General features: G+C 47.6%; 2 protein-coding genes. Both read right to left on the reverse strand.

The window, feature by feature from the left end:
• The coding region (locus Q0191_RS07010) for an acetyl-CoA carboxylase biotin carboxylase subunit (protein ID WP_297665083.1) at positions 1 to 1,362 on the reverse strand (1,362 nt) is incomplete at its 3' end.
• An 18-nt stretch (positions 1,363 to 1,380) separates the two neighbouring features.
• Positions 1,381 to 1,803, reverse strand: a complete 423-nt coding sequence (fabZ, locus tag Q0191_RS07015; RefSeq protein WP_008809611.1) for a 3-hydroxyacyl-ACP dehydratase FabZ — start codon at positions 1,801 to 1,803, stop codon at positions 1,381 to 1,383.
• Positions 1,804 to 1,829 lie beyond the last annotated feature (26 nt).

Raw genomic sequence — 1,829 nt, forward strand, 5'->3', positions numbered from 1 at the left:
TTTCTCTTGATAAGCCGGAAGGAACTTCTCCATGAGAAAGGCTGTATCATAATCACCAGCAATCACATTAGGATCTGAAATCAAATCCAACTGGAAACTGCTATTGGTCACAACACCATCGATTTCTAGCTCATAGAGAGCCCGTTGCATCTTCATCAGGGCATCAAAGCGATTTTCCCCATGAACGATGATTTTGGCAATCATACTATCATAGTAAGGAGGGATGGTGTAGCCAGGATAGACCGCCGAATCCACACGCAGTCCCACTCCACCACTTGGCAGATAAAGATTGGAAATCTTGCCTGGGCTCGGTGCAAAGTTAAAGGCTGGATTTTCAGCGTTGATCCGACATTCAATCGCATGACCGCGAATTTCAACATCTTCTTGACTGAAGGATAGCTCTTGACCATCCGCAATCTTAATCTGCTCTTTCACAATATCCACACCGGTAACAAACTCAGTCACTGGATGCTCAACCTGCACGCGAGTATTCATCTCCATAAAGTAGAATTCGCCCTTGGCTTCATCCAGCAGAAACTCAATCGTTCCGGCATTTTCATAGCCGACTGACTCAGCAGCCCGAACAGCTGCTTCCCCAATCTGCTGACGCAGGGTTTTCCCAATCGCCACAGATGGACTTTCTTCCAGCACCTTCTGATTATTCCGCTGCAAAGAGCAATCCCGCTCGCCCAAGTGGACCACATGCCCCTGCTGATCTGCCAAAATCTGCACTTCAATATGGCGCGCCGGATAGATGACTCGCTCCATATACATGGCACCATTCCCAAAGGCTGCTTTGGCTTCGCTAGATGCAGACTCAAAGGCCGCTACTAAATCTTCAGCCTTTTCAACCTTACGAATGCCTTTACCACCGCCACCAGCAGAAGCTTTGAGCATGACTGGATAGCCTATCTTTTCGGCGACTTCCAAGGCTTCTTCAGAGGTATGAACTTCTCCATCAGAACCTGGGATGACCGGCACTTTGGCCTTAATCATCTGAGCCCGAGCATTAATCTTGTCCCCCATCAAGTCCATAACAGCACCTGAAGGCCCAATAAACTTAATGCCGACTTCTTCGCACATGGTCGCAAATTTGGAGTTTTCGCTCAAAAAGCCAAAACCAGGGTGGATAGCTTCCGCCCCTGTTAGAACAGCAGCAGATAGGACAGCGTTCATATTCAGATAAGAATCCGTAGACTTAGCTGGCCCAATACAGACTGCTTCATCAGCCAGTAAGGTATGGAGTGCTTCCTTGTCAGCCGTTGAATAGACGGCGACCGTATCGATTCCCAGCTCGCGAGCTGCACGAATAATTCTGACCGCAATTTCCCCACGGTTAGCAATTAAAATTTTACGAAACATGGTGAAATCTCCTCTTTCTTATTGACCAATCGCAAAGGTCAAGGTTCCGCTGGCTGCAAGTTTTCCGTCAACTTCGGCCTTGGCCTCTACCACTGCAATGGTGCCGCGGCGCTTGACAAACTTAGCTGTCATAATCAATTGATCACCTGGTACAACTTGCTTTTTGAACTTGACCTTATCCATGCCAGCATAGAAGACCAGCTTGCCCTTGTTTTCTTCTTTAGACAATTCCAGCACACCAGCCGTTTGAGCCAGTGCTTCCATGATTAAGACACCCGGCATAACTGGATACTGAGGGAAATGTCCGTTAAAGAATGGCTCGTTGATCGTCACATTTTTCAAAGCGACAATCTCATCTTCGCTGACTTCCAATACACGGTCCACCAAAAGCATGGGATAGCGGTGCGGAAGCGCCTCTTTTATTGCATTGATATCAATCATTTGATGCGTACCAGCCCTTTCCCAAA

It is taken from the genome of uncultured Streptococcus sp. (genome assembly GCF_938036805.1).
GTDB lineage: Bacteria > Bacillota > Bacilli > Lactobacillales > Streptococcaceae > Streptococcus.

Excerpts from the sequence above, each read along its gene's own strand:
- fabZ (WP_008809611.1), bottom strand. The coding sequence starts at position 1,803 with ATGATTGATATCAATGCAATAAAAGAGGCGCTTCCGCACCGCTATCCC.